Annotated in this window: 16 protein-coding genes and 1 pseudogene; 11 read left to right on the top strand and 6 right to left on the bottom strand. The window is 37.4% G+C overall.

Going from position 1 to position 20924, the window contains the following annotated elements; genetic code table 11:
• Positions 1 to 9 precede the first annotated feature (9 nt).
• From D9782_RS03605 to D9782_RS03585, 5 genes are all read right to left on the bottom strand, one after another.
• On the bottom strand, positions 10 to 3078 hold the full coding sequence (locus D9782_RS03605) for a hybrid sensor histidine kinase/response regulator (RefSeq protein ID WP_162986322.1): 3069 nt from the start codon (positions 3076 to 3078) through the stop codon (positions 10 to 12).
• A gap of 181 nt (positions 3079 to 3259) precedes the next feature.
• Entirely contained in the window at positions 3260 to 3901 is a 642-nt protein-coding gene (locus D9782_RS03600; RefSeq protein WP_226983636.1) for a LuxR C-terminal-related transcriptional regulator, read from the bottom strand.
• Positions 3902 to 4522: 621 nt separating this feature from the next.
• On the bottom strand, positions 4523 to 4849 hold the full coding sequence (locus tag D9782_RS03595) for an antibiotic biosynthesis monooxygenase family protein (RefSeq protein WP_121604102.1): 327 nt from the start codon (positions 4847 to 4849) through the stop codon (positions 4523 to 4525).
• An 826-nt stretch (positions 4850 to 5675) separates the two neighbouring features.
• A complete protein-coding gene (locus D9782_RS03590; protein WP_121604101.1) occupies positions 5676 to 6023 on the bottom strand; it encodes a hypothetical protein in 348 nt (115 codons plus the stop codon).
• A 136-nt stretch (positions 6024 to 6159) separates the two neighbouring features.
• Positions 6160 to 6732, bottom strand: a complete 573-nt coding sequence (locus D9782_RS03585; RefSeq protein WP_226983574.1) for a flavodoxin family protein — start codon at positions 6730 to 6732, stop codon at positions 6160 to 6162.
• A gap of 113 nt (positions 6733 to 6845) precedes the next feature.
• Here D9782_RS03585 and D9782_RS03580 point away from each other — a divergent pair, with 113 nt between their 5' ends.
• On the top strand, positions 6846 to 7703 hold the full coding sequence (locus D9782_RS03580) for a LysR family transcriptional regulator (protein WP_026681989.1): 858 nt from the start codon (positions 6846 to 6848) through the stop codon (positions 7701 to 7703).
• Positions 7704 to 8178: 475 nt separating this feature from the next.
• Complete coding sequence (locus tag D9782_RS23480; RefSeq protein ID WP_240455842.1) at positions 8179 to 8382, top strand: phospholipase; 204 nt, start codon at positions 8179 to 8181, stop codon at positions 8380 to 8382.
• Between the two features lie 461 nt (positions 8383 to 8843).
• On the opposite strand, the gene D9782_RS03570 is transcribed toward D9782_RS23480, so the two are convergent.
• Complete coding sequence (locus tag D9782_RS03570) at positions 8844 to 10559, bottom strand: IS1182 family transposase (RefSeq protein ID WP_240455800.1); 1716 nt, start codon at positions 10557 to 10559, stop codon at positions 8844 to 8846.
• Positions 10560 to 11227: 668 nt separating this feature from the next.
• Between D9782_RS03570 and D9782_RS03565 the strand changes: the two genes are divergently transcribed.
• The 9 genes and pseudogenes from D9782_RS03565 to phnG all read left to right on the top strand — a co-directional run bounded on the left by D9782_RS03565 (position 11228) and on the right by phnG (position 20785).
• Complete coding sequence (locus tag D9782_RS03565) at positions 11228 to 12394, top strand: TraB/GumN family protein (RefSeq protein WP_121604100.1); 1167 nt, start codon at positions 11228 to 11230, stop codon at positions 12392 to 12394.
• Between the two features lie 33 nt (positions 12395 to 12427).
• Positions 12428 to 13138 carry a GntR family transcriptional regulator gene (locus D9782_RS03560; protein ID WP_308036005.1) on the top strand — a complete coding sequence of 237 codons (711 nt, stop codon included), beginning with the start codon at positions 12428 to 12430 and terminating at the stop codon, positions 13136 to 13138.
• Positions 13139 to 13450: 312 nt separating this feature from the next.
• The gene (locus tag D9782_RS03555; RefSeq protein WP_026681891.1) at positions 13451 to 13849 is read left to right on the top strand and encodes a nuclear transport factor 2 family protein; all 399 of its coding nucleotides are present in this window, start codon (positions 13451 to 13453) and stop codon (positions 13847 to 13849) included.
• A 392-nt stretch (positions 13850 to 14241) separates the two neighbouring features.
• Positions 14242 to 15372 (top strand): ABC transporter ATP-binding protein, encoded by a 1131-nt coding sequence (locus D9782_RS03550; protein ID WP_121604099.1) that lies wholly within the window; start codon positions 14242 to 14244, stop codon positions 15370 to 15372.
• On the top strand, positions 15369 to 16259 hold the full coding sequence (locus tag D9782_RS03545; protein WP_121604098.1) for a carbohydrate ABC transporter permease: 891 nt from the start codon (positions 15369 to 15371) through the stop codon (positions 16257 to 16259). The genes D9782_RS03550 and D9782_RS03545 overlap by 4 nt, the downstream gene beginning before the upstream one ends.
• Before the next feature lie 22 nt (positions 16260 to 16281).
• A complete protein-coding gene (locus D9782_RS03540; protein WP_121604097.1) occupies positions 16282 to 17109 on the top strand; it encodes a carbohydrate ABC transporter permease in 828 nt (275 codons plus the stop codon).
• An 82-nt stretch (positions 17110 to 17191) separates the two neighbouring features.
• A pseudogene (locus D9782_RS23930) lies at positions 17192 to 18588 on the top strand (ABC transporter substrate-binding protein).
• 91 nt (positions 18589 to 18679) lie between these two features.
• Positions 18680 to 20095, top strand: coding sequence for an MBL fold metallo-hydrolase (locus tag D9782_RS03530; RefSeq protein WP_121604096.1), 1416 nt, complete (start codon positions 18680 to 18682; stop codon positions 20093 to 20095).
• A 267-nt stretch (positions 20096 to 20362) separates the two neighbouring features.
• Positions 20363 to 20785 carry a phosphonate C-P lyase system protein PhnG gene (gene phnG, locus D9782_RS03525; protein WP_121604095.1) on the top strand — a complete coding sequence of 141 codons (423 nt, stop codon included), beginning with the start codon at positions 20363 to 20365 and terminating at the stop codon, positions 20783 to 20785.
• Positions 20786 to 20924 lie beyond the last annotated feature (139 nt).

Genomic DNA, 20924 nt, shown 5'->3' with positions numbered 1-20924 from the left:
AAATCTCATTTACGGCTGAGTTTTCGGTACGCAGAAGCTTACGGTGGTTCCTTTATCTGGAATGCTTGTAATGTCTAATCCTTGTCCATACGCTTTGATTAATCGATGATTCGTATTAGCTAATCCAACCCCACTAGTGCTAAGGTGGTTATTAAGAATCTTGTCAGCCTTCCATTTTTCCATACCTATACCATCATCTGCAATAGTTACTTTAAAAAAAGCATCATGATTTATAAGTTGTATGCGAACATTACCACCCTGAGTCCGTTTTAGTATGCCATGATGGATCGCATTCTCAACGAGTGTTTGAATAGCCATTGGTGGTATCATCAGGCTATTGTTCTCCTCAAGATCCCAATCTACATTTATTCTGTCGCCAAATCGTTCCTTCTCTATATATAAATAGGAGCGAATCAAATCAAGCTCATCTGCTAACGGAATAGTTGTCTCTGTGTTTTTTCCATCAAAGCTTCTTTGTAAGTAATTTCCGAATTCATTAAGCAGGTGGATCATTCTTTTCGTATCAATTTCACTTAATGATGCAATCGTATTTAACGTATTAAATAAGAAGTGCGGCTGTATTTGCGCTTGTAACCATGCAGCTTCTATCTGAAGATGTTTTTTAATAGATGTTCTTAGGTTCGTTAAAGCTCGAACACGTGACTTTAGCTCTAAGGATTCTGCCGGCTTTATTACATAATCGTTTGCACCTGAAAGAAAGGCAGTGTGTATATCTTCTGATTCGTTACGTGCAGTAAGTAGTAGAATGGGTAATTCTGAAATAGAATATTGTTTACGGATATGTCTGGTCAATTCGTATCCAGACATATTTGGCATCATAACATCGGAAATGATTAAATCCCACTCCCGTTGGTGAAGCAACGTTAATGCCTCCTTTCCAGAATTTGCTGTCGAAATATAAAACTCTGAACTAAGCATTTTCGTTAAGATTTGTAAATTAATCGGGTCGTCATCGACGAGAATAATTCTTTGTTTATTATCCCCTTCCTCCTCTAAGGGAGAGAATTCAGGTGTTTCTGACTTTAAGTCTCCCAATGGTTTTAACGTATCTGAAGGGGAATGAATGGTTGTAGCAACTTCTGATTCTCCTTTTTTATGATCAGTATTTTTAGCTATTGGTAATGTGAAAGAAAATATAGAACCTTTACCAGGCGTAGACTCGACATGGATTGATCCGCCGTGTAGCTCAATTAGCTGTTTGCATATGCTTAACCCAAGTCCAATTCCTCCAATACCTGAATTCGTATCTGTGTTTTCCTGTTCATACGGTAGAAAGATTTTTTGTAACGTACGATTATCCATTCCCCGTCCTGTATCTGTTATATGAATAATTGCCATGTGATTCTTTCTACTCGCAGTGACGGTAATTGTCCCTTCATCTGAATATTTAACCGCATTGTGAAGCAGATTAAATAATATTTGGATCAAACGATTTTCATCAGCAAATACGTAAGGGAACGATTCTGGTATAACAACCTTAAAAGTTATTGGTTTCCGTTGGGTCATAAATTGGAGCATATCTACCACACCATTTGTAATAGTTTGTACATGAACGCGCTGTTTTTGTAATTGTACGTTTGGTTCCTTCAAACGTGTTATATCAAGGATGTCATTCAATGTGTAGGACATGCGACGACCTATCATAACTAATAGTTGTAAGTGTTCCTTGTCTTTTATGGAAAAAGAGCCTGAAGTTAGTATCGTTTCCGCGATGTTGATGATACCATGAAGTGGATTCCGTAATTCATGAGCTGCATTTGCTAAAAACTCATCTTTTATCTTATCCACCCTTTTTAATTCTATGGCTTGACGTTCATTTTGCTTCGCAATATGCAAATGGAGTCGAAATAGATAACAAGCAAATAAAATCACTGCAATGATGATATCAAACGGATAATAGGTTAACTCCAGCCATTTTCCCTTTATTGCTCCCCACACCGTACTATTAACCATACTTATTACTGATAATAATAAGTAGATGGCATCTCTTTTCCCGTTACGTATCGACTTCCAAATTAAAACGATTGTATATATATAAGGAATATAGCTTAGTTTTAATGTGATTCGTCCAATATAAAAAGTATATGGAAAAGGGGATACTAAAAGCACAATTGACAAAACACAGAATAATATTAAAATCCAACGTGAGAGTAGTACTTGTTTTGAGTTGAAAAGTACTTGCTTAATAAATAGAAGAGCAAAAAGATTTATATAAATATAAGGTATATAATTAAGCTTTATCGACCATTCATAATTTATTGGCAACCAATGAAGTAATAGCTTACTATCATCTAATAAGGTTGCAAACATGGAAGAAATAAGAACTAGAGAAAAATAAACTAACTCTGTTTTTCTATTTCCAATTATATAAAGAATAAATGCATATACACAGTGTAAAAGTAAAATAATGAAGGTCATAACTTCCAGGTTTTTTAAGGAATTCGTTTCATGATTAATCGCTTGTGCCGTTCCAAATTTGATAGGTTTTATGATTCCACCAGAATGATAGTCATAGTTTGCTACATGTATGATAATTTCCATAGTATTTGCTTCTGTTTGAAAGAAAGTGGAAAAGGGGAGTGATTCAGGTTTGTATTGGTTTGGATATTTTGCTGGCTTCCCCGAGCCTCCAATGAGTTTACCACTGATGTAAATGTCGAAAGCTGATGCAATTCGTTGTATTTGCACACCATAGAGTTTTTCTTTACTTTTAGGGAGTAAAACCTGTAGACGATATGTGCCGTAACCATATGGGGATCGCTTGTCTACACTATTTTGCGACTTTTCAGGAACAGTAATAAAATGGTTAACCGCTTTAGCACGTTTGTCAAAAGAGCTAGGGGTTAGAAATTGATTTGGATAAAATTCCCATTCTCCATCAAGGGTAATCAAATGATAATTCGTAAACTTCCAATTTTGAAAATCTATTACCCCATCCTTGGCATGTGGATGGTCTGGTGTTTTATGATAAGTAATCCAGATAATTCGAATACTGTTTAGCGTTAGGAGTAATAGACTAATGATTAGAAAAATCTTTCTATTGGTTAACGGGTTCATGTTTTTCATCCTCTAAAAATCAATGAATACATAATTTGTAATCAATGATTATGGTGGTAGATTTCATTTATTATACCGTCAATTGTTAAATTGATAATATTGAACATTGTTTCAAAAATTTGAATATAGTTACATCTACGATATAGAAACGCTTGTCATTGTAGAGAGCAATATATTACAATCAATAACTCTTATTCATGACATTTTTTGAAAATTTAATGACTTTATTTCGTTTGTTGATCCCAATTTTTTTATATGCATGACTTACATAATCCCTTATAGTCTTTTCACTTAAATGTAGCGTAATGGCAATTTCTTTATTGTTATACTCTTTGTATAAAAGATAGAGAATATCTAGCTCACGTAACGTAACAACTATTCCTCGCTGCAGTAACCTAAATTTCATTCTCTGTTTATCTTGTAATTGAATTATTTGAATATGATTCAGGATGAGCTTAGGTATCTCCCCGGATAAAATATAATGACTATGGTAGACATTTCGTATACTATTAATAAAATTTCTACTATTAATATTGTTTAGTATAAAACCATTGACCCCTTCTTCTAGTCCTCTAAGTACTAAGTCTTGATGACAATCTTGCATCATATAGATAATCTTAATATGATTAACTATACGTTTTAAAGCAATCGTTGTTTGGATAACATTGATATTCTTCACTTTAGTATTGAATATAATAACATCTGGTTTTCGTTCTTTTGCTGTTTTAAATAGTTGATTCTTATTAAGCGTTGTTCCCAATAATTTCATATCCGCTTCTTTTTCTATAATTAGTCTTAGACCGTTACTAAAAAATTTCATCATAATCAACATACAATATCCTAATCATTTGCAACATCTCCAAAAAGTGAAATATCAAGATAGATAATTAATTATTTCTATAAACTAAACATAAGGTATGTTTCTAAACATATTCTCTACATCTATTTTTTTACGAACAGTTTAGAATCAATGGTGGCAAAGTACGGAGGCATTGATATGAAGTTTAGGCTAGTAACTAAGAAATTACTTTAAATAAGGGGTGTTTGATGATATTGGGAATCAGCTAAGCTACAATATATCAACAGAAATAATAGGGAAAGATGATACCGAATATAAGACTTTAAAATATGAAATTAATTATAGTTCGTTTTTTTATTAAAATAATTAATATAGCACCTGAAATATGCGAGACTCCTTGAAAAAGAAGAACGCTTTTTCTGCGTGCGATGTATTGCTGCCGAAGCCTTCCTTATCTAACGGGAACAGCACGGCCTGAGCTAACTTGGTAACGTGTTTTTCTTTACCAAGTTAGCTCAGGCCGTGCCCGCGGAAAGCGAGTATATTTTCATGGTGCGGCGATGATACTCCTATCGATAACATGATTATTCGTATTTTGAGTAATGAAGTTGTGTTTTGACCCAGCCACTTATAAAACTCGAGACCTTACATGTCAAAAACGCTTTCGCTTTCTACTTTGCAGATGCGTACAGCATATGTACGATACCATTCATCCCTGCCTTTCCTTTGAGCAGCTTGGTGAACAGCATGTTGCTTCCAATGATGAATTGCCTCTAGCGAATTCCAATAGGATATCGTAATACCAAGTCCTTTCTCGCGAACGCTCTCAACCCCTAGAAAACCTTCTTGCTTAGCGGCTAATTCTACCATTTTTTCAGCCATTTTATTATAACCGTTATCATTCTCCGTACGTTTTGATGTGAAAATAGCTGCGTAATATGGTGGTTTAGGTGTTTTGGCTATATCAGACATGGACATACCTCCCAGATAGTTAATTACCTTATTATATGTTTATACACGGTTGAATAATAGCATAATAACAAATTTATCCCGCATATAACTGGCAGTAAGAACGCACTTTCAGAAATAAAGTGAAACCATAAGGATAAGTATGGTTTAAACTGCCAGTAAATGTCCGATTGGTTCACCTACCAATCCGTGGGGATAACCCACCCACGGATTGAAGTTTTACTTTATCCCGCATATAACTGGCAGTAAGAACGCACTTTCAGAAATAAAGTGAAACCATAAGGATAAGTATGGTTTAAACTGCCAGTAAATGTCCGATTGGTTCACCTACCAATCCGTGGGGATAACCCACCCACGGATTGAAGTTTTACTTTATCCCGCATATAACTGGCAGTAAGAACGCACTTTCAGAAATAAAGTGAAATCATAAGGATAAGTATGGTTTAAACTGCCAGTAAATGTCCGATTGGTTCACCTACCAATCCGTGGGGATAAACCACCCACGGATTGAATTTTCATTTACTGTTTGTTCTATTTAAAAAAAGTTCATGCTTAACGGAGACGCACGCCTGTACAGACAAAAAATAACAAGAAAGTAAGTTAGTCTATGGGAAATGATGGTGGGGAATCATTAGTGTTCCGGTAAATACTTCCTTTTGGCGACAACTGATTAGCAGTATAACAACGTGATATCTTACCAAGGCTTTTTCACCTAGGAGTCTACGTGTTGTTCCTCTACTAACATGAGACTGGTAAAGCACAAGCCGAATGATTCAAATAATAATAGTTCGGCTTGTGCTTTACCTAAAATACGTTTGTCGTAGCATCTCTACCACCACCAATATGGGCGGTATGGACCAAACCTCCTTATTCCATAGAATGGAAAACCAAATAGACCGAATGGCCCGAAGAAGGGAAACAATCGCTGGTCATTAGCGTCATTTCGATTTGTATCTTGATCAGGAGTAGGAATTAATAAATATAATTGATTGTCATCGAAACTGTGTAAAATACCTATATAGGTACTTCCGTCATTTACTTCAATCTGAATATATTGATATAACTGTTGTTTACAAAAATCCTTCATATCTACCTGTTGTTTTACGTTCCAGTTGTTCTCATGCATTGGCTGATAGTCAGCGTGGCTACTTTCCATATGATAATGCGAATGGTTCATCCCATCGACCTCCTTATGTTCACCCATATGTTATTCATCTGTGACGAAAAATGTGCAATTGTTTACAAATGGATGTTTGTCATATTTGTTCTTTAGCAATAGAGGTGGCCAAGCAGAGAACCTGCTGTTTGTGGAATCAATTGATAACAGTAGTGGGTTTCAATTGTGTTTTAATTTCACTGTTCCACAGCTTCATTTTTTCAAGAGCGTAACCATCTGATAGAATATCATTTGGCTTATTTCCTTTACCAATGACATAGTCGACAAATTCCATATCCATATATTGAAAAATATAATTGAATTGCTGAATAAGAGGTAATGCCGCCGTTTTGGGGTCTGGTTTTTCACCTGTGACAATAACATAGGCTTTTTTTCCACGGAATGCTTCCCAAAAATCAATTCGCTTATCCTTCATGTATTGACTCCAGCGATCGAAGAATATTTTCATTTGACCAGACATTCCAAACCAATATACTGGCGTAACAAAGAAGTACGTATCATACTTCAAGAATTCAAAAAAGAGCGCTTCATAATCATCATCTACTGTTTCAAATCCATCTTTATCATGTCGTTGGTCGATGATCGGATTTAGCTGTTTATCTAGTAAGAACACACGCTTATGTTCGATGCCGTCTAAAGCTTTATCTGTAAGGTAAGCTGTATTGCCGTCTTTCCTTGAACTACCTAAAAGTGTCATGATTTTCATCATTTTTCCTCTCCTTTGTAATGATGCTATAAATAGCATATACTAATTACATAATTCAGTAAAATAGATATATTTGAACATTTAGTTCAATAAAATTGATATAAAGGAAGAGAAGTATGGAACTACGTCAGCTTATTACGTTTAAAACGATTGTCGATGTTGGTGGATTTAAGAAAGCTGCAGAGACATTAGGATATGCGCAATCATCGATTACAGCACATATAAAGGATTTGGAAAAGGAATTGGGACATCCACTATTTGATCGTATGGGAAAAAAGGTCGTTCTCACACAGGCTGGAAAAAACTTTCTACCTTACGCAACAGAGATTATTCAACTTTACTCCAAATCCAAGGCTGCGATTCATGCTAGTAGTGAGCCAGCTGGTCCATTAACAATTGGTGCAAGTGAGTCTCTCATGATTTATTGGCTTCCAACGTTGATTATGACATTTCGAAAAAAATTTCCTAAAGTTGAATTAACGCTAAAATCACTTCAATATGACAACTTGGAAGGACAGCTGAAACGAGGAGATATAGATGTCGCTGTTTTAGTGGAGGAGAATAATTGGTCTCATGATGAATTAATTATTCATAAAATAGCGGAGGATAAGCTATCTTTAGTACAGCCCACAGATCATTGCTCTTCATCAACTGCTGAAACAATGCTCGTAACGGAATATGCTTGTAGTTGGCGGCCAATAATTGATCAGCATATAAAAGCGATCGGCAACAGCTCGGTTACCAAAGTGGAGCTACCAAGTATTGAAGCAATTAAACAATGTGTACTATGCGGCCTTGGTAATACAATGCTCCCTTATTTCACTATAAAAGATAAACTACAGGAAGGTAAACTCGTAGAAATGCCATCCTGTAGCCCATCGAATACAATTGGGATATATACAGCTATCCATAAGAATAAATGGCTATCGCCTAATCTACAAGCATTTTTGGAGTTGATTAGGGAGCAATTTTAGATATTGTAGTAGTTTTATCCCGTACATAACTGGCAGTAAGCTCCCCACTTCAAACAATAAAGTGAAACAAATTGGTAAGTAGCTGGTACTGACTGCCGGTAAATGTCCGATTGGTTCAAAGATCTTTTAGGTCATGCCCTTATTTCCACTGCTTGAAGTTTTACTTTATATAGTGGACTTTTGAACAATATACGGATCGTTAACGTCTACGTAAGTGTCCATTGTAATCATGACAACGATGACAAGCAGAATCGAACACGAAGTTAATTTTTTGGAAGTGTAAATCCAAGTAGATATAAAACAAGAGGACAAATGCATAGACAAATTTATAAACATTGGAATATAGTATTGTAGCGATATTGAGAGGGAGGTGTAAGCATTGAGGCAACCTAGACCAATGAAGCACCACCCAAGATTTTGTTTTCCGTGAGGGTATAGGTGGTGTGGTCCTGGCTGTAGCGGTCCTGGAGAGCCGATAAATGACGTTGATGCAGCCTGCAAAGCCCATGATGAATGCTATCAAAAATACGGAGATCCATGCAGATGTGATCGAGAATTTATGAAGCGTCTCCAATCTAAAATAGACCCAACGACAGAGAAAGGGAGACATGCTCGCACGTTATACAAATATATGCGACTACAAACGGCATTCACTTGTGGTTTTAAAAATCGCAGATAAGTACATGTTAAGCCATGAGATTCTAACTCATGGTTATTTTAATAAGTTAAGAAAGTATAAAATCAGTGCAATGACTGCGTTAAGCCAAGTAGTTATTTTGAAATGTTAGATGTATATTGGCAATGCTCCGACTAATTACTTCGCTTTCCGCGGGCACGGCCTCAACTAACTTTGCAAAGAAGAACACGTTGCAAAGTGGATTTTCAGCTCGCGCTAATCCCGCAGGAGTCTACGTAATTAGTCTCCGCTTTGAGAAGGTGCAACAATTCTTGTCATAAGTAATAGGTTGACTTTTTTTACTATGGGTAAAGTGAAAATCGTTATCCGTGAGTATAAAAGCAGCTGTGTTACTTCATGCTAGCGTTGTAGAGCCTGATAATAGCGAAGGCTTGCCACTTCAACTCCTGTGGGAAATGTTTGACCTGAAGATCCACTTTTTTGAGCGGGTTTTGCTAAAAAAGTTAGCTGAAGGACAAACCCCACGGAAAGGGAAGTGGGCAGCCGGAGTGGTGGTCAAGCGGGGCTGGGACATAACTAGCCCTTATGAAGTTAAAAAAGATTCCAGTTATCAAAAAATGATAGCTGGAATCTTTTTTGTTATAATTTAGGCTTGTATTTTGCCTGAAGGCGGTGTACTTTCTTAAATTCACCGCCATAAAGGCGAATCCTAATTCATTTTCCACTTTCGATTTGCCTCTCACTGACATACGAGTGAAACGCAAATTAGCCTTCAAAAATCCGAAGACAGGTTCTACATCTATTTTACGTTTTCCATAGATTTCTCCCGTTTCTTCTTTTGAAAGCTGCTCTCTTATATATGCTTTTTGCTGTTCCCAATGGGCATTATAGAAAATCTTACGATTTCCTTTTGCTTTGGTACAATGAACGCGTAATGGACATCCCGAACAATCTTCACATTCATAGACACGAAAGGTTCGTTTAAATCCGGCTTTATCTGTTCGATTCGATAGATATTGAAAAGGTACCTTCTTTCCGTTTGGGCAAGTAAAGAAGTCGCTGTCTGAATCATAGTCCCAGTTTGACACATAAAAAGGATTTTCTTTATATTTCTTTTTCTTTTCCATCCGATAGGAATTATACGTAATGAGTGGAGTTCTATTTCGATGTAATACCTCACTATAATTTTGTTCACTACCATAACCGGCGTCAGCGACAATATACTTGGGTAACTTGAAGTACCTTTCTTCAATATTCTTGAGGAAAGGAATAAACGTGCGAGTATCCGTAGGATTTGGAAATACATCATAAGCTAATGTGTACTGGCCTTCGGTCGCAATTTGTACATTATAACCCGCCTTAAGTTGGCCATTTTTCATATAGTCATCTTTCATTCTCATAAAAGTGGCATCATGATCCGTCTTAGAATAACTATTGCGGTTGCCAAAGATCTCCATATCATTTTGATATTTCTGTTTACGAATTACATAGTCTTGGAATTGTTTACGGTATTGCTTGGGTTCTTTTCGCATAGAACGGAGTTGTTTGCGATCTTTTGCTTTTTCACTTTCCTCGATTTCTTGATCGTATTTCTTCACTTTTTCATCTAGTTTTTTTACTACTTCATTGAGTTCTTCCGTTGAAATTTCATCAGAACTTTCTCTTTCTATTTCGGGGATAATTTCTTTTTCCAGTAGCTCCTCATACATTTGATTCGACTTCTCTACTAAATCGGAGCTGTATTTTTCAATGGATTTTTTCCATACAAAAGTGAACTTATTGGCATTCGCTTCTAATTTCGTGCCGTCAATAAAAATGGCCTCTTCTTCAATTGCCTTCTCTTCAACAAGTTGACAGCGAAATAGGACAAAACATTGGCGTAGTAACTCTTTTACTTCGGGATGAACACGGAATCGATTGATGGTACGATAGCTCGGCTCATAACCCTGTGCTAGCCACATCATCCGTACACTATCTTTAAGTAAGCCTTCTATTTTTCTGCCAGAAAAAACAGTTTGGGTATAGGCACATAAGATAATCTTCATCATCATTCGAGGATGGTATGCAGGACAACCTGTTTCGCGCAAAAATCCCACAAATGATTCTTCTGGGATATGTTCTACAATATGGTTAACCGCATAGGCGATATCATTTTCTTGTAATTTCATTTCAAAATCTAAAGGCAAAACGACTTGATTCATGGTATAATGTTTAAACATAAGGGATACCTCCGGTTCTGTTTGGGTGTGATTACTTTAACTTTACCAGAAGGTATCCCTTTTGCGTACATAAATCTCAAAAAAAGTGGTACTTACCAAATTATTGGCGAGTACCACTTTTTATTTTACTGGGTTTTGTCCCAGCCCCTAGAGGAAGCGTAAATCTGAGCATTTAGTGATAAGGACTGAGCGAATTTTGCTCAGTTTTTTTTATCCCACATATATCTGTCAGTAATTGTTCGATTGGTTCAAAGGCCTTTAATCATCTCCTTGTGGTACTAACAATCAGTGGGGAATAACAATACCCCCACTGATTGAAGTTTCACTTTATTGGATATGTATGTAATGATAAATAATATTAATTACATTAGATAGGTTAGTAAATAATGAGAATCAGACGTTTACAAAATCAGGTGGGTCTGGTTATAGAAGGCGCTAAAGTAGTGATTGCAGATAATGAGAAGAGTAACACATATGAGTGCAGTTACTAGGTTAGGTGTGTACAGAAAGCGCTGATCTCATATGTTCTAAATGTGAACATCAGCGATCTCTAAAGCAGAACCCTTTTTTCAGAGAAGTTTTATTTTATAATATAAAATTATTTGTATTTAAAGTATAATTACAGTACAAAGCTTTACTTAATTGTCTAGTAAAAAGGAAGGTAATTCATGACGGAAGAGAATATAACGCGGATACATATAGGAAATAAAGAATATATCTTAATTGGAACTGCCCATGTTTCTAAGCATAGTGCTGAACAGGTAAAGAATGTGATTGAAGCAGAAAAACCAGATGCTGTCTGTGTAGAATTAGATGAGCAGCGCTTCCAATCGGTTCAAGATGGTAATAGCTGGCGGGAAATGGATATATTTAAGGTAATTAAAGAAAAGAAGGCAACCTTATTATTAATGAATCTTGCGATATCTTCTTTTCAAAAACGAATGGCGAAACAGTTTGGTATTAATCCAGGTCAAGAAATGATTCAAGGCATTAAGTCTGCAGAGGAGAATGATGCAAAACTTGTGTTAGCAGATCGAAATATCCAGATTACCTTTTCGCGAATATGGCATAATATTGGATTAAAGGGAAAAGCAATATTATTAACGCAAGTGATAGCTAGTATCTTCAGTAGGGAGAGTATTTCCGAAGAAGAGTTAGAAAAAATGAAGACACAAGATACTATAAATACCATTTTGCAGGAGTTTACCGATACATTTCCTAAGTTAAAAGAGCCGTTAATCGATGAAAGGGATCAATATTTAGCGCAAAAAATTAAAGATGCCCCGGGTAATAAGGTCGTTGCTGTACTCGGCGCAGCTCATGTCCCAGGAATTAAAGAAGAGATTAAGCGGGAGCACAATTTGCAAAAACTAGCAGAAATTCCACCAAAGTCGAAGATTCCCAAGATTATTGGTTGGTCTATCCCTGTGCTTATTCTCGCTATCATTGCTTATACGTTTTTTGCGAATCCAGCAGCTGGGTGGGAACAAACGCTGAGCTGGGTGATTTGGAATGGAAGCTTGTCCGCAATTGGAGCTTTAATAGCATTTGGTCACCCGTTAACAATTCTTACTGCATTTTTGGTCGCTCCTCTTACTTCATTAAATCCATTGTTAGCAGCTGGTTGGTTTGCCGGCTTTGTTCAGGCCTATATTCGCAGGCCACATGTGCGGGATTTTGAAACACTTTCGGAGGATGTATTCACCGTTAAGGGCTTTTGGAGGAATAAAGTGACAAGAGTATTATTGATTGTGGTTCTTGCTAATTTAGGAAGCTCACTCGGGACTTTTATCGGTGGTGTAGATGTCATCCGTGTGTTTCTAGAGAACCTATAACAGCTTAATGCTGAAAAGGAGTTTGGGATCACAGTGGATAAGGAAGCACGTATTATCGATGATTTGATGGAGAAAATGATTAAAAAAGCAATGGAGCCAGGAGAAAAGCTCCCCTCAGAAAACCAGCTAGCAACTGCCTATCGTGTACCACGAATTACTGCCAGAAAAGCTCTTATGGTACTAGAAGAACGTGGTTATATATACTCTGTGCATGGGAAAGGACGTTTTTTAAAGGAGGCACCTATTCCCATTCAGCTACATTTAACGGGGAAGGTAAGCTTTACAGATAAAATGAGGCAAGCTGGCTACAATCTAACAACAAAGAATGCGTTTTGTAAGAAAATCGATTATGAAGAGAAAATATTCAAGATACTAAAGGCAACCAACCGAGATACCGTTTATCAAATAGGTAGACTTCGCTTGATTGATGATGAACCAATTGCCATTCACCAATCCTTTGTAAACGAGTTGAAGTTCCCGCAAATTGCTGAAGATGGCCCTAAGATTAAGTCGATGTTTTCTTATTATCGAGAATTAGGCTATACACAATTTACGAGTAATCAAACATTGCTTAGTATTACGTTCCCTACTTTTTCTGAGCAGCAATTATTATCTTGTAGCAGTATGGTACCACTTATTATCGTGGAAAGTGACTGCTTGGATGTAGAGACAGGGGATGTCCTCGAGTATACGAAAATACTCTACCGGAGTGATAAATTTAAATACGATATTACGATGCAATAGGAACTAGTAACACTCCTTATTTATAGGATAGCCAATAAAAAACTAGATTCGTTTTACTTTACCTCTTTAGATAAACCAATATCTAAAGAGGTATTTTTATCCCATCTATTACTGGCAGTAAGACCCCCACTTTCAATTACTAATGAAATGGGAGATCGCCTGCCAGTAAATGTCTGATTGGTTCAAAGCAAAGACCTCTAGGTCATACCCTTGTGGTACTAACAATCAGAGGGTAATAAACAAAACCCCTACTGATTGAAGGTTCGGGATTTTTAAAATATGTCGTCTTACACATACGATAGGATGGTGAAAATGGATGAAAAACAGGAAAGTAAAGGTACGCTTTCGATGAAAGAGAAAGCAGTTTCGTTTTTACGACTCGTAGCATCAGGGAAAGTCAGGAAAGCGTATAGTAGTCACGTCGGTCCAGGCTTTTGCCATCACCCCCCTTATTTTCGTGGTGATGCTCATTCACTTATGTTAGCAATGGAGGAAAATGCAGCAGAGAATCCTGACAAGCTATTTGAGGCCAAACGTATTATTGGAGATAGCGAATTCGTTGCGGTTCATTCACTTGTCAAACAAAACAAGGATGACCTTGGAGGTGTTGTTGTTCATATTTTCCGTTTCCAGGATGACAAGATTGTTGAATTGTGGGATGTGGGTCAACCCATTCCAGAGGATTCCCCTAATGAGAATGGGGTGTTTTAAACTCCTGAAAATGTGTATACCAAACGCTCTTTTCATCAATTCGGTCTCCTATAATTCGGTAATCTTAAATAGAATTTAGCAAAGATATCTTTAAAAATAAAAACCAGCTAAACCTTCTTCTGTGAAGATAGCTGTTTTTTTGATGTGTGAAATTGTATATACGAAACATGCCGGGATTAAATAGTAAAAATTTAAAATATTGTAAATTTAGTGTAAATTAACAGCGATACGTCTTGTTTTTTATGTATAGCTCGTAGATAATGTGATTGTAATAAAACACCTTAACATTTAAATATAACTTATTTGAAATAAATTTACTACCTAAGGTTTTTATTTTTAAATTATATGTAATATTCAGATAATAAGTTATGGCTAATTTAGGAGGGCTCCATATGAAAATAATCTTAAAGAATATTTCCATGAAATTTGATGATGTAATTGCTGTAGACAAGCTTAATGTAACGATGGAGGAAGGTAGCCTAGTTTCTTTGCTAGGACCAAGTGGATGTGGAAAAAGTACTACCTTGTTCATGTTGGCTGGATTATACCAGCCTACTTCTGGCCAATTATTTTTTGGTGATCAGCTCGTCAATAACATCCCACCAGAAAAAAGAGAAATTGGTATGGTTTTTCAAAATTATGCACTATACCCACATATGACGGTGCTTAAAAATATTATGTTTCCTCTAAAAATGGAAAAGGTGCCAAAGAAGATTGCTATGGAAAAAGCTCGTGATATGGCGTCGCTCGTACATATAGATCACTTATTAGATCGAAAGCCTGGCCAATTGTCAGGAGGACAGCAGCAGCGCGTTGCCATCGCTCGTGCACTTGTAAAAAAACCGAAGTTACTCTTGTTGGACGAGCCATTATCTAATTTAGATGCTCGACTAAGGTTGGAAATGCGTGAAGAGATTAAACGTATTCAACAAGCCACAGGTATTACGACCATTTTTGTGACACATGATCAGGAAGAGGCGTTAAGCATTTCAGATAAAATTCTCTTGATGAAGAATGGCAGATTTCAACAGTTTAGTGGGCCACAAGATATTTATGATCATCCTAAAAACGAATTTGTCGCACAATTTCTCGGGAATCCACCTATTAATCTTTTACCAGCAACTCTCAGTGGAGATAGGTATACCGTTCAGCTCACGGAAACGGGAGAAGTTATTCAACTTCCATACCCAGTTTCAAAGGAAGTTAAGTTGAATGAATTATTGCTCGTTGGTATTCGACCTGAGGACTTCTATATAGAAGTCAATGAAAACAAGCAGGGTATTGGAGGGAAGGTGCTTATAATCGAACGAATTGGCAGGGATAACTTGGTAAGTTTCCTTGTAGGTGAACGAAAGGTAAGAGCAATCGTCCCGCTGGATGCCTCCATCACACAAGGACAGCGGGTTAAATTCGGATTACATCCAAATCGCTTTCATGTTTTTAGAAAAACAGATGGAGAGAATCTATTAACAGGAAAATCGCTTATAACTAGCCATCAGCGTAGTGAGGAGGAAGTAGTTTGAATGAAAGTCCTACTATAAGAAAAACAATAAAAGCATTTTTCTATCTGCTTCCAGCATTGGCGGTGCTTATCGTATTTAATTTATATCCAATTATAAAGTCTTTTATCATGAGCTTTTATACGGATTACGACTATTTTAAAGACGAGGTATATGCTCGTGGGTTCGATAATTATCTGTATATCCTTCAAGATGATGAATTTTGGAGTTCTATGTATAACACGTTGATATATGTGATAGGGGTAGTACCGATTTCCATTCTTTTATCATTAGGTATTGCTGTGATGCTAAACCAGAACATTCGTCTCAGGGGATTGTTCCGTACCATTTATTTTGTTCCGTTTGTTACCTCCGTTGTTGCAGTATCTATTGTTTGGCGATGGATTTTCCATACAGAATACGGCGTTTTGAATTATTTCTTAAGCTTTATTGGAATTGACGCAATTGAATGGCTAACAGATCCACAGTGGGCAATGCCCTCATTAATTATTCTTGCAATTTGGAAGGGGCTCGGCTATAACATTATTATTTTTCTAGCAGGACTGCAAAATGTGAACAAGCAGTATTATTTAGCAGCACAGATAGATGGTGCTTCTAAATGGGAGAGATTTAAAAATATTACAGTACCACTAATCTCTCCGACGACCTTTTTTATTTCTATTATCTCGATTATCAATGCATTCAAGGTGTTTGATGAAGTGTTTGCACTGTTTGGCGGGCAGCCAGGTCCTGCTGGTAGTGCTCAAACCATTGTGTATTACATCTTCAATAGATTTTATGGGGATTGGGACTTTGGCGTTGCTTCTGCTGCTGCGTATATGTTGTTTTTGGTAATCTTTATCTTTACCTTAATCCAGCTATATGTTGGGAAGAAAAAGGTGAATTATTAATAGGGAGGATGCGAAGAAAATTATGGTAAAGAAAGAAGCGATGTCTAAAGGATTTATTTATCTGTTACTAACGCTAGGTGCTTTATTAATGCTCCTTCCATTCGTCTGGATGATTAGTACTTCATTAAAGGCCTCTAATGAAGTTATGATTATGCCTCCGCAATGGATTCCTGGAGATTTTCAGTGGGAGAATTATTCGAAAGCATTTGAAGTTGCCCCGTTTGCGCGCTATGCCTTTAATAGTATTTTTGTATTGATTGCAAGTACGCTAGGTGAATTAATAACGACCATTTTGGCAGCCTATGCCTTTTCGAGAGTTCAATTCTATGGGAAAAATATCATTTTTGCCATACTACTAGGAACCATGATGGTACCAGGAGAAGTACTACTGACACCAAATTTTGTTACGTTGGTAAATTTAGGTTGGATTGATCAATATGAAGCTTTAATTGTCCCATGGCTTGCAAGTATATTTTCGATTTTTTTATTGCGTCAGTTCTTTCTTGGAATTCCCCAAGAACTTTCCTACGCTGCCAAAATTGACGGTTGCAGTGATTTCAAGTTTCTTTGGACAATCATGGTACCACTTGCAAAGCCTGCGCTAATAACCATTGTAATACTAAAAGCAATCGGTAGCTGGAACGCATTCCTTTGGCCATTAATTGTGACTAATTCAGAGGAAATGCGGACACTTCCAGTGGGCTTGACTGCTTTCAGTACAGAAACAGGTACTGTCTATGAATTATTAATGGCCGCTTCAACTATGATTATTCTGCCGATGATCATTTTATATATTATTTTGCAAAAGTACATTATTGAAGGGGTAGCAAAAACCGGTTTAAAAGGATAAGTTCGACTAGCGGTGTGGTGGAACCTCGAGCTTTACGTTCTAAAGCAGAGACACAGATAGGTGCTAATTGTTCAACTTACTTATGTTAGAGGAATCAATGCTCTACAGAGTGACGTTTTTACAATATAAAATACATAATGATGGAGGGTATAATATGAAAAAGTTTTTATTCGTTTTGCTTGTAGGTCTAATCGCAATTAGCTTAGTGGCATGTGGGAATGCTGAGAAGCCAAATGAGGACAAGAAAAAAGAAACGGCTTCTGTTCCAGAAGAGCTAACGGGTCCAGTAGAAATTGAATTTTGGCATGCTATGACAGGTGGTCTAGAGGAGACGTTAAAAACAATGACAGATGGATTTAATCAGTCTCAGGATAATATTACGGTAAAGCTTGTTAGCCAAGGCTCGTACGATGATTTGTCAAAAAAATTAATGGCTTCTGCTAAAGCAGAAAACGCGCCCGTCATGGCACAGGCTTATGAAGATTGGATGACGCAGTACATTGAGAATGATTTAATCACTGACCTAACACCATATATGGAACACAAGCAACATGGTTGGTCTAAAGATGAATTAAACGATATTGTTTCGGTTTTCCGTGAAGCGAATACATGGGAGGACAAGATGTATGGTGTCCCATTTAATAAGAGTACTGAAGTCCTTTACTACAATACAGATATGCTAACAGAAAAGAATCTAGAGATACCAGCAACCTGGGAAGGTTATCAGGCTGCAGCAAAAGCACTTACTACGAATAAAGACGGTAAGCAAGTGGTTGGATTAGGCTTCGAGAACTCAATAGGGCTATCGTTCCCAACGTATGTGCGCCAAGCAGGAGGCAAAACAATCGATGATGCAGTGGATGAAGTAACCTTCAATACCCCAGAAGCCAAAACAGCGCTTGAATTTTTAAATGGGATGATTGCAGAAGGTACTGCCAGGCTTGCTGGAGAAGATGGTTATATGTCGAGTCCATTTGGTCGGGGGACGTTGCAATGTATGTAGGATCATCAGCTGGGATATCCTTTGTTGGTGCTGAAGCGGAGGGAAAGATCAACTGGTCTGTAGCACCATTACCAAAAGGTAAAGCAGCAGCAACGGCTTTTCAGGGTACCAATTTAGCTATATTTAATTCTGCAACCGACGAAGAAAAGCTTGCTGCTTGGGAATATATGAAGTTTTTAACAAGTACGGAACAGACTGTTTTTTGGGCAAAATCCACTGGTTATGTGCCAGTACGTACGTCTGCATTAGAGACGGATGAATGGAAAAAGTATGTAGAGGAAAATCCGGCCTATGGAGTAGCTGCTTCTCAATTTGATGCTGGCTACTATGATCCCCATATCAAAGGAAAATCTGGTATAAATGAAGCTTTGAATAAGGAGATTCAATCCGTATTATTACAAGAAAAGTCAATTGAAGATGGACTAAAGGACTTGCAAAAATCGGCACAGGATGCTGTAGATAAAGCAAATAAGTAGGTTTAAGCAAAAGTGGAAACATTAACAGTATATAGAAAGGTAGGAGCTGAATAGGCTCCTCCTTGTAATTATAAGAAGGTAGGCGAGTAGGTTGAAAGAAGCATGTAATCACACAAAAATCCGCTTTTGGGGTGGACTGCGTACGATTGGCGGTACAATTGTATCCATTGAATACAAAGGGAGTCGGGTAATTTTTGATTTTGGTTTAATCTTTAGCCCAGATGCCAGTATGTTGGATGAGAAAATAAAAGAGCGATCAAGCAAGATAGTGAAGGATTACCTGAAACTCGGATTGATCCCACCGATAGATGGTATCTATCTGGCTGAAGATCTCGAGGGATTAGCTGATCCTCTTCCAGAAGAACGGGACGCAAAGCAAACAGCTGTGATTGTTTCTCATTTACATTTGGATCATATGGGAGGCGTCGGTATGCTGTCACCACAAATTCCTGTCTATTTCACAGAGGACTCCTTGAAATTGTATCGGTCATTGGAAGTAGTAGGGGAAGCCGTAAAGGGGCATAAACCAAGCCTTCATGCTTGTACATATGATGAGACGTTTCAAATTGGCGAGATTTTTATTACGCCAATTCGAGTTGATCATGATGTCATAGGTGCCTGTGGTTTTCATGTGCAGACCCCAGATGGAGCAGTATTTTATACCGGCGATTTTCGTCTGCACGGAAAAAATCCTCAATGGATAGAAGCCGCGATCGAAAAAGTGAAGGACCGAGGCTTTGATGTGCTCATCATGGAAGGAACAACATTACGGGGAATTGAAGAAAGGAAACAGCCAATTATTGCTGATCGAGCATTGCCTACGAGCCTAGTAAAGGAAGCTAGTATTGCTGGTCATATGATAGAAATCTTACAGGAGACAACCGGTCTCGGGTTATTTAATATCTATCACCGCAATATTGAACGTTTAAAAACAATGCTGGAAGTTGCCAATTTAGCTAAGCGAAAGCTTGTGTTTGAATTAGAAACAGCATATATAGCTGAACAATTTCTCGGCAAAAGGAATTTTTCAGTATATATTCCAGCAAATACGAAGCATGAGAGCACCATAGGGCCATTACCTTGTTGGAAGAAGGATTTAATGAGTCGCTATGAAACAGTGGATGCAAGCGTTATTAACAGAAATCCATCGGCGTATTTATTACAAATGAGTTATGAAAATTCGTTAGAGCTATTTGATTTACATGTGAGTCAAGGAGCGTATCTTCACTCTAACGGTACACCTTTAGGAGATTATGATCCGGCTTATCATCATTTGATAAATTTATTAAACGTGCTTGATTTGCCAAGATTTTTAGCAGGTACTGGGGGGCATGCCATTCCGCAGCATTTAAAGTATGTATTGGAGAGGTTGAACCCAAAAACATTGATCCCGTTACATAGTTTTCATCCCGAACGACTCATTCCAGACCGTGGTCGGCTAGTAATACCTGAATATGGGGTAACGTATGTATTGAAAAATAATGAACTCTATAAGTCTAACGGTTGAGACTGGGAATAGCATTAGCTATTTCCGGTCTTTTTGTTTGTCTCGTTTTATCCCACATCTAACTGGCAGTTAGACCTCAGCTAATTTGAAGTTTCACTTTATGTGAAAATAGTATCCTTTGGTATGCTGTTTTGCTATATGGACTAAAGGTCATCTGTCTTCGTTTGTTTACATGATAAAGGATTCCTTTACAAATACTTTACGATATTTTAAAACACAGCAACTTGGCAACAAGTTACGATGGATTTGTAAAGGAGGGTGCATGAAATGAAGAGGCGCAGAAGAACCGAAATTCTTATTCAAGATGATACAACATTGGCAAAGCAGCTCGCAGAAAGCCTTTTACAGAACTATACTTATCGAGAAATTGTCGCTCCGCACTACGGATTAACGATGGTTAAGATGCGAGAGTCGGCTAAGAACTCCTTATTCTATATTGGCGAAGTACTTGTAACAGAAGCAAAAGTAGAAATCAATCAGCATGTCGGCATTGGTGTTGTCCAGGGAATGGAAGACGAATTAGCATTACAGCTTGCCATTATCGATGCTGCTTACAATGCCAATTTACCGCAAACGAAGGAATGGCATGATTTACTTCTACAGGCAGAAACCGAAATAACGATGAAAAAAGCTAAAAAGCAGGCAGAACTATTTGAAACAAAGGTAAACTTTGAAACGATGGACAATTGAGTTGAAGCTAATTGGGAAGTCTCAAAAGGTACAGGTAGACACAACGACTAGAAGATACCAGACCCTGGGAAAGAGTTATCGTATGGAACGAGTAGTTGTTGACCGGTAGCAATCAGTGGAGGATAAACAAAACTCATAC

The sequence above is a fragment of the Virgibacillus sp. Bac332 genome, assembly GCF_003667785.1.
GTDB classification, from domain to species: Bacteria; Bacillota; Bacilli; order Bacillales; family Amphibacillaceae; genus Virgibacillus; species Virgibacillus salarius.
The sequence above is the reverse complement of the archived record's forward strand: the minus strand, read 5'-3'. Positions and strand labels throughout refer to the sequence as shown.

What these genes read in the sequence shown, in the direction of transcription:
- D9782_RS03605 (WP_162986322.1), bottom strand. Translation starts at nt 3,078, where the DNA reads ATGAACCCGTTAACCAATAGAAAGATTTTTCTAATCATTAGTCTATTA.
- D9782_RS03600 (WP_226983636.1), bottom strand. Translation starts at nt 3,901, where the DNA reads ATGATGAAATTTTTTAGTAACGGTCTAAGACTAATTATAGAAAAAGAA.
- D9782_RS03595 (WP_121604102.1), bottom strand. Translation starts at nt 4,849, where the DNA reads ATGTCTGATATAGCCAAAACACCTAAACCACCATATTACGCAGCTATT.
- D9782_RS03590 (WP_121604101.1), bottom strand. Translation starts at nt 6,023, where the DNA reads ATGAACCATTCGCATTATCATATGGAAAGTAGCCACGCTGACTATCAG.
- D9782_RS03585 (WP_226983574.1), bottom strand. Translation starts at nt 6,732, where the DNA reads ATGATGAAAATCATGACACTTTTAGGTAGTTCAAGGAAAGACGGCAAT.
- D9782_RS03580 (WP_026681989.1), top strand. Translation starts at nt 6,846, where the DNA reads ATGGAACTACGTCAGCTTATTACGTTTAAAACGATTGTCGATGTTGGT.
- D9782_RS03570 (WP_240455800.1), bottom strand. Translation starts at nt 10,559, where the DNA reads ATGTTTAAACATTATACCATGAATCAAGTCGTTTTGCCTTTAGATTTT.
- D9782_RS03565 (WP_121604100.1), top strand. Translation starts at nt 11,228, where the DNA reads ATGACGGAAGAGAATATAACGCGGATACATATAGGAAATAAAGAATAT.
- D9782_RS03555 (WP_026681891.1), top strand. Translation starts at nt 13,451, where the DNA reads ATGGATGAAAAACAGGAAAGTAAAGGTACGCTTTCGATGAAAGAGAAA.
- D9782_RS03550 (WP_121604099.1), top strand. Translation starts at nt 14,242, where the DNA reads ATGAAAATAATCTTAAAGAATATTTCCATGAAATTTGATGATGTAATT.
- D9782_RS03540 (WP_121604097.1), top strand. Translation starts at nt 16,282, where the DNA reads ATGGTAAAGAAAGAAGCGATGTCTAAAGGATTTATTTATCTGTTACTA.
- phnG (WP_121604095.1), top strand. Translation starts at nt 20,363, where the DNA reads ATGAAGAGGCGCAGAAGAACCGAAATTCTTATTCAAGATGATACAACA.